Annotated in this window: 5 protein-coding genes; 2 read left to right on the top strand and 3 right to left on the bottom strand. The window is 70.8% G+C overall.

Translation table 11 applies throughout. The features are described 5' to 3' along the window. Positions 1-401: MarR family winged helix-turn-helix transcriptional regulator (locus CCN37_RS36395; protein WP_143261990.1), on the top strand; the 401-nt coding region annotated here is incomplete at its 5' end. Here the strand turns inward: CCN37_RS36395 and CCN37_RS36390 are convergent. Continuing rightward, positions 385-1,599: a glycosyltransferase gene (locus tag CCN37_RS36390; RefSeq protein ID WP_246843524.1), complete on the bottom strand. Its 1,215-nt coding sequence runs from the start codon at positions 1,597-1,599 to the stop codon at positions 385-387. The two genes, CCN37_RS36395 and CCN37_RS36390, sit on opposite strands and share 17 nt — an antisense overlap. A 483-nt stretch (positions 1,600-2,082) precedes the next feature. On the opposite strand from CCN37_RS36390, the gene CCN37_RS36385 reads away from it, so the two are divergent. Continuing rightward, a complete protein-coding gene (locus CCN37_RS36385) occupies positions 2,083-2,814 on the top strand; it encodes a response regulator transcription factor (RefSeq protein WP_086829828.1) in 732 nt (243 codons plus the stop codon). Between the two features lie 93 nt (positions 2,815-2,907). Here CCN37_RS36385 and CCN37_RS36380 read toward each other — a convergent pair whose 3' ends face one another. Both CCN37_RS36380 and CCN37_RS36375 read right to left on the bottom strand, forming a co-directional pair. Beyond that, complete coding sequence (locus CCN37_RS36380; protein WP_143261988.1) at positions 2,908-4,287, bottom strand: helix-turn-helix transcriptional regulator; 1,380 nt, start codon at positions 4,285-4,287, stop codon at positions 2,908-2,910. A 193-nt stretch (positions 4,288-4,480) separates the two neighbouring features. After that, the coding region (locus tag CCN37_RS36375; RefSeq protein ID WP_143261987.1) for a S8 family serine peptidase at positions 4,481-7,492 on the bottom strand (3,012 nt) is incomplete at its 5' end.

Raw genomic sequence — 7,492 nt, 5'->3', positions numbered from 1 at the left:
GCCGGTTGCAGCGCGCGCTGCGCCGGGCCTCAGCTCGCGCGGCGGGGGACTCGGCGCTGTCCAACGCCAAGGTCGAACTGCTGCTCGCGGTGAAGCGGCAGCCGGGGATCAGCGTGAAGGAGGTCGCGACGGTGCTCTGCGCGGCGGCCAACACGGTCAGCACCCTGGTCGGGGACCTGGCCGAAGCGGGGTTGCTGCTGCGCGAGCGCGACCCCGGCAACCGCCGAGTGGTGCGGCTCGCCCTCACCGAGGACGGCCACACCACCATGGCGGACTACCAGGACCAGCGCAGGCGCAGCGTCGCCGAGGCCGCGGCGCGGCTGAGCGAGCAGGACCGGGCCGACCTCGAACGGGCCATGCCCGCGCTGCTGCGCCTGGTGGAGGTCATCGAGCAGGGGTGAGCGCGGCGCCCCTGGCGATCGCCTCGACGTCGCCGACGGCCTCGTCCAGGCACGGCAGCGCGAGCACGGCCCGCCTGGCCTGGCGCGCGCGGGCGGTGAAGCCCGGCTCGGACAGCACGCGCGAGCACGCCTCGCGGACCTCCTCGACGGAGCCCTCGCGCACGCGTAGGCCCAGCCCCAGCTCGACCGTGCGGTCGGCGTTGGAGGGCTGGTCGCCGAACGCGGGCTGGACCACCATCGGCACGCCGGAGCGCAGCGACTCGCGGATGCCGTTGTAGCCGCCGTGCGTCAGGAACAGGTCGGCGCACTCCAGCACGAGCGGCTGCGGCACGTGGTTGACCAGGTGCACGTTCGGCGCGACCAGCGCGTCCGGGACGGCGACGCCGCCGGTGGCCACGATCGCCGTGCAGTCCAAAGTGGACAGAGCTTCGACGGCGACCCGCAGCCGCGCGGCGGGGTCGATCCCGGCGAAGGAGGCGGGCAGGTTCGTCTTGTCCATCTCCGTGGTCAGCGGCAGCGCCGTGCCGATCGCGGCGAGCACCAGCGGCCGGTCGGCCGGCGCGTCGCCCAGCCAGCCGGGCAGCCGCTCGCCGTGGCGCGCGAGCACCGGCTGGCGGTAGGCGGTCGCGACCGGGGCCGGGGAGGCCGTGTAGGAGAACTCCGTTGGCACGTAGTCGATCCGGCCGTAGCGGTAGACGAAGTCCGTGCCCAGTTCGATCCCGAGGTCGGCCTGGGCCGCGTGCTCGCGCAGCACCTGCTCGGCCAGCGCGGGGTCGCCGATGTTGACGAAGCCGCCCGGCAGGCAGATGTGCGGGATGCCGAGCTTCTCGGCGAGCAGCACGGCGCCGAACTCGGCGTCGTCGCGGAGCACGACGTCGGGGCGGAACTCCTCGGCCAGCGGGAGCATCCGCCGGTAGGCGTCCAGCGCCATCGGGCCCGCCATCAGGCCCATGATCACCGACATGTTGCCGGGGTCGGAGGCGGGGTGCAGCGGCCGGGCCGGGTCGGAGGTCATCTCCTTGAGCCGGTCGCGCATCCCGTGCAGCACGCCGGCCGAGGTCACCTTCTCCGAGGCGAACAGGGGGAGGAAGTCCTCCGGCATGGCGACCACGACCTCGTGACCGGCCTTGGCCAGCGCTCGGGTGATCGGGACGAGGGAACGGGTGTGCGACGGCGAACCGGTGACGGTGCACAGCACGCGCAAGGCGAGCCTCCTCAGCGGGGACAGGGCGACAGGTCTGGTTGCAACAACCAACCAAACCGCCTGCATCGTCCCGGAGTCGGAGTGTTCTCGGTGCATCCGGTTGGTCGTATCTGTGCTCAAACGACTAAAACCGCGTCCACTCGCGCTAAGGTCCGAGATGAATTCCTTCTCGGTCGTACTGTCGACACTCGGTCGGTGTACTCGCCGTACTGACAAGTAACGACCTTCAGCGTCCTCCGGAATACCCACTTCAGTGGGCAAAAGGATGGTCGACGTGAGCATTTCACCCTCCTTGCCCCGCCCTCGGTGATTGGTCAGAGTGCGTCTGTGCCGCCCCGGTGGAGCGCATCCCGGTTGAACAGCCGGATCTCGACACCGCGGCACGAGTGAGGGGCCACCTCGCCTCGCACAGCACGAACCACGGCGCCCCCCAGCGCCGATCCAGGAGTGCTTCGCCGAGTAGGCGTGGAGTGAGTCATGAGACAGATCCAGACCGTATGCAGGCCGCAGCACAGGTCAGCCACCCCTGCGGCGACCCCCACGCCAGGCATGCTCGCCGCCGAACGACGGCGGGGGCCCGTCCGGGTCGCCCTGCTCGACCGCCACCCGGTGACCGTGGAGGGCCTGGCGCAGCTGCTCTCCGCGCAGCAGGGCGTCTCCGTGGTCGGCCGCTTCTACCGGGTCAACGACGCACTGGCCAGCCTGTCCCGCTGCGAGGCGCACGTGCTCGTGGTGGACCCGCAGGTCGCCGGGCCGGACGCGATCGCGCTGCTGCGCCTGTTGCAGCGGGAGTACCCGAACCTCGCGGTGCTCGTGCTCAGCGACAACACCGACTACGTCAGCGCGGCGCTGGACGCGGGGGCCAAAGGCTTCCTGCTCAAGACCGCCGTGCTCGGCGAGATCCTCAGCGGCATCCTCAAGGCGGCCGACGGCCAGACCCCGGTCTCCCGGTCGCTGCTGCCGATGCTGGCCTCCGAGGTGCGCGGCGGCGGACGGACCAGGCAGCGCCTGTCCAGCCGCGAGCTGCAGATCCTGGAGCAGGTCGCCACCGGCAACACCAACGCCGAGATCGCCCGCAACCTGTTCATCAGCGAGGCGACCGTCAAGACGCACCTGCACCGCGTGTTCAACAAGCTCAGCGTGCCGGACCGGGCCTCGGCGGTGGCGACCGCGATCTCCCTGGGCCTGCTCCGCGGCGCCCTGCGCTAGACCCACCCCGCACAGCCGAAATTTCCGTTCCGTGCTCATAGCGGCCGAGAGAGCGCTCTCCTGGGCCGCTGTGAGCACGGAACGGGATGTGCCCTAGTCCTCGTCGGGGAACGCGATGGGGGCTCGGTGCGCGGCGGCGAGGCTGGCCCACCAGGCGACGGCACCCGTTCGGCGCTGGACGCCGAGGGTCTTGTAGATGCGTTGCAGGTGGTTCTGCACGGTCTTCGGCGACAGGCCGAGGTCCTCGGCGATCATCGTCGCGGACTGGCCCTCGACCAGGCGTTGCAGGATCTCGATGCGGCGCATGGTCAGCCCCATCCGCAGTGCGACGCGGACCGGGTCCTCCGCGTGCGGGTCGGGCTCGGGCGTGGTGGCGACCGGGGTCGGCGAGATGCCCGAGGCCTTGGGGCGCTGGTCGGTCGGACCGTCGTCGTCGGTGTGCAGGCCGAGCCCGGCCAACCAGTGCCCGACGATGTTGTTCTCCCGGACGCGCAGCAGGTCACGGCCCTGCTGCGCTTCCCAGAGCTTGTACTGCTCCAGGTGCTTGCGGGCGTGGTAGAGCGCGCGGTCCAGCGATCCGGCCTGCTCGTGGGCCTGGCTCAGCAGCTCGTGCGCCCGCGCGGTGTACTCCCTGGCCAGCGCGCTCTCGGCCAGTTCGGCGGCGGCTTCCAGGCACTTGATCTGCTCGGCGTGGCGGCCGTCCATCCCGTAGAGCCGCCCGCGCAGCATCTTCAGCTCCGCCTGCGGGATCACCCGGTCCGAGCTGCGCAGCAGGTAGCCCGCGCGCTCGCAGAAGCGCCGCGCCCGCAGCTTGTCGCCGAGTTCGGCGCGCAGGTCACCGATCATGATGTTCACCCGCGCCAGCCGGACCGGGTCGTCCAGCGACTTCCACTTGTCGCGGCAGGCCTTGGCCAGCTCCTCCGAGCGCAGCAGCTTGAGCTTGCACGCGTCGCCCTCGACCCCGCAGCGCAGCGACTGCACCTTGACCATGCAGTTGCCGAAGTACTGCGCGCGCACCATCTGCGCCTGGTGCAGCAGCATCTCGCCGATCAGGCCACCGTCCCCGGACAGCTCGGCGAAGCCCTGAGCCCTTGCCAGCGTGGCAAGTGCTCGTTCGGTGGAGTTGACCTTGACCTCGATCGAGGAGCGGGCAAGGTTGATCCGCGCCTGGAGCTCGATGGTCCTGCGCTGCACGGCGAAGCGCTCGATCTCGGCGAGCGCGTCCAGCGCCGGGGCCCACAGCCCGCGCTTGGCCAGGGTCACCGCCTGCACGATCGCCGAGTAGGCGACGCCGACCGGATCGCCGAGCCAGGCGAACCCGGCCGCCGCCTTCTCCGCCCACTCCAGCGCTTCCCACGCCCGGCCCTCGTCGATCGCGGCGCGCGCCTCGGCGAGGTTGTCGTCGGCGCTGCGGCGCGCGCTCAGCTCGGCGGCGGTGCTGGCCTTGTCGATCGGGGACAGCACTCGGCTCACCCGAATTCCAGGGTCGCGGCAACCCTCGGAGAATTGTTTTTCGGCATCGGTGTCCCACCCTCGCGCCCGTGAACCGAACCGGGCGAGAGTACCCCGAACATGAAGGCGTGCTTTCAGGAAATGAATAGGCTCAGGTCAACGGCATGGTGAAGCCGGGGTGGCGAAGTGCCACCCCGGCTTCGAGAAGGAGTTGTCAGCGGAGCGAATGCGTGCGCAGGACGGTCTGCTCCACGGTGCTGCCGTCCTTGTCCTTCGCCGCAACGCGCAGCGAGCCGTAGCCGCCCGCCTCGCCGCCGGCTGGCAGAGTGCCCTGCCAGCGCTCGCCGTTCTGCCGCATCGGCACCTCGACCCAGGTGGCGCCCTCGTCGTAGCTCACCGACACCCGCAGTTCGGTGATCCACTTCGAGGAGCCGGTGACCTCGATCGGCTGCGCCGCTGCCGCGGGCACGGCGTTGTCGGCGTCGAGCGGGAGCCTCGGGTCGACCGTCAGCGCGGTGATCGGCGTGATGGCCTGGCCGGTGAAACCGGAGGTGAAGCCCCAGGTGACGTCGGCGGAGGTGCCGAGCGCGCCGGGCTTGGCCTCGCGGGTGGCGGTGAAGCGCGCCTCGTAGCGACCGCGCTCGGCCGGGACCAGCGCGGTGATCCCGCCGCCGTCGGAGCGCACGATCACCTTGCCGTCCTTGCTCAGCGTGGCCGCGCCGAGCGGGGAGAACACGTTGGACCAGCCGCCGAGGCCGCGCGCGCCGAACAGGTCGGGCGAGAGCGCGATCTCGTTGCCCATCCTGGCGAACGAGCCCGGGGCGAACGCGGGGCCGAACGGGCCGGAGTTGACGGCCAGCCGCTGCGGCGAGCCCTTCGTGAACCTGTTGGTGCCCAACGGTTCCAGCCTGTTGTTGCCGGAGAAGGACGTCGTCGGGGTCTTCGCGATGCCGATCTCGTGCCGCCACCAGCCGGGGCTGACGTACTCGGTTCGGGTCGCGCCCAGCTCCACCAGCGGAGCCGGTGCGCGGAACGGGTGCGAGATCGGGACCAGCGTCGCCTGCTGGCCGTCGAGGCCCGGGCGCAGCTGCGGGCGCGCGCCGAAGGAGTGGCCGTCGCGGTGGTAGCTCGCGTCGACCTTGACGAGATCTTCCTTGCTGATCACGTGCTCACCGCCGTCGGGCATCGAGCCGGAGGAGGTCAGCGCGACGTCGTAGCTGACCGGGCTGTCCTTGGCGCCCACCACGCGCACGGCGACCGGACCGGTCTTGAGCAGTTCGGTGAGCTTGCCCAGGCGGTGCTCGGCGGCGGCGAAGACCGGGATCGCCGGGTTCGCGTTCACCTCCTTGGCGGGCTGGACGATCAGCGCGGCCTTGGCACCCGCCTCGGCGACGGCGGCGACGGCCTTCGTGGTGTCGTCGGTCTTCGGCTCAGGGGTGAGCAGGACGAGCTTTCCCTTGACGTCCAAGCCCCTCAGGTCCTCGGCGCGACCGCGTTTGCCGTCGACGACGTCCATCCGGTGCTCGCCGACGAGGGCGGGCGACTGCTGCTCACGGCTCAGGGTGAGCGGAAAGCGTTGCGGCGCAACGATCTCCGAGGTCACCTCCGGGCGGACGGCCGTGATGTGGTTGACGTGGCGGAAGTCCTTGTCGCTCCCGCCGAGCGAACCGATCAGCACGGGGACGTCGCTGTCGACGTAGGTGCCCGCGCGCTGCGAAGGGCTGCCGTCCTTGCCGTGCAGGACGGACAGGCTCTGGCGGATCACCTTCATGCCGGGGTCGTCCAAGCGCACGTTCATCGGCTTCGCGGTGCGGGCGTCGATGTCCAGCACGCGGTCGGCGTCCAGCGTGAGCTTCGGCGCGACCTGGCTGACCAGCGCGATCGGGTCGGAGTTGTGCTCGCCGCGCGGTCCGTGCTCGTACAGCTCGCTGACCACCATGTAGTCACCCGCGGGCAGGCGGAGCTTGCCGGTGCCGTTGGCGTCCAGCTCGATCGGCTCGACGCGCTGGTTGGTCTTGGCGAGGTCGACCACGGTCACGGAGGGCTTGGCGGGCTTGCCATCGCGGCCGGTGGCTTTGACGGAGAGGGTGTGCGCGGCCTCTTCGACGTGGGCGCCGACGGCGGTCCTGATCACGTCGGAGCCCGCGGTCGCGGTCAGCCAGCCGCCGTAGAGACCGACGCGCCGGGTCGGGTCCACGGTGATGGAGACCTTGGCGGTGCCCTTCGCCGGGATGGTGATCTCGTTGGCGCTCAAGCGGAACTGGTTGCTGTCGGCTGGCTTGCCCTCTTTGTCCACAATGGACATGTCGAGCTTCGCGGTCACCGGCGTTTCGCCGTCGTTGCGGTAGGTCAAGTCCTTTGTGGATGGTTGCTGTCCGTTGTGCGGCCAGGTGAAGTAGCCCAGTGACAGGCTGCCCTGCTCGGCGGTGAGCCGCTGCGTGGTGGCCCGCGCGAGGTCGACGAGCCCGGTGCCCTGCCCGTACACCGATGTTCCGTCCAGTGGGCTGGCGGTGCCCATCAGCGTCGCCTTGATCCGGTCGGGGCTCCAGTCCGGGTGCTGCCCGGCGAGGATCGCGGCGGCGCCGGTCAGGTGCGGCGCGGCCATCGAGGTCCCGCTGAGCACGGCGTACTGCTCCGGAAGTCCGCTGGTGCCACGGGTTCCCGCCGCCCGCGTCGAGATGATCTCCGAGCCCGGGCCGGTGATGTCGGGCTTGACCGCGTGGTCGGAGTACCTGGGGCCCTTGGAGGAGAAGGAACTCAGCTCCTTCTGCTTGGTGGCGCTGGCGACGGCGAGCGAGGACTCGGCGGTGGCGGGAGCGCCCACCTGGCCGTCCGGGCCGGTGTTGCCTGCGGCGACCACGAACAGCGTGCCCTGCTCCGCGGTGAGCCGGTCGATCGCCGCCATCACCGGGGTCTGCTCCTCGGGGCCGCCGCCGAAGCTCATGTTGACGACCTTGGCCTTGTTCTCCACCGACGCCCAGGCCATCGCGGCGAGCACGGCCTCCTCGCCGATCTCGAAGTCGCCGACCTTGCCCATGAGCACCTTGGCGCCCTTGGTCATGCCCGCGTACTTGCCGCCGCTGGCCGCTCCGGTGCCCGCGACGGTGCCGGTCACGTGCGTGCCGTGACCGTTCACGTCCTGCACGCCGTCCTTCGAGCCGGAGAAGTCCTTGGCCACCACGCCGACGAGGTCGGGGTGCTTGGCGTCGATGCCGGAGTCCAGCAC

It is taken from the genome of Allokutzneria sp. NRRL B-24872 (genome assembly GCF_002155965.1).
Taxonomy (GTDB): Bacteria; Actinomycetota; Actinomycetes; order Mycobacteriales; family Pseudonocardiaceae; genus Allokutzneria.
This window is presented reverse-complemented; position numbering and strand designations above follow the sequence as displayed.

What these genes read in the sequence shown, in the direction of transcription:
- CCN37_RS36385 (WP_086829828.1), top strand. Translation starts at nt 2,083, where the DNA reads ATGAGACAGATCCAGACCGTATGCAGGCCGCAGCACAGGTCAGCCACC.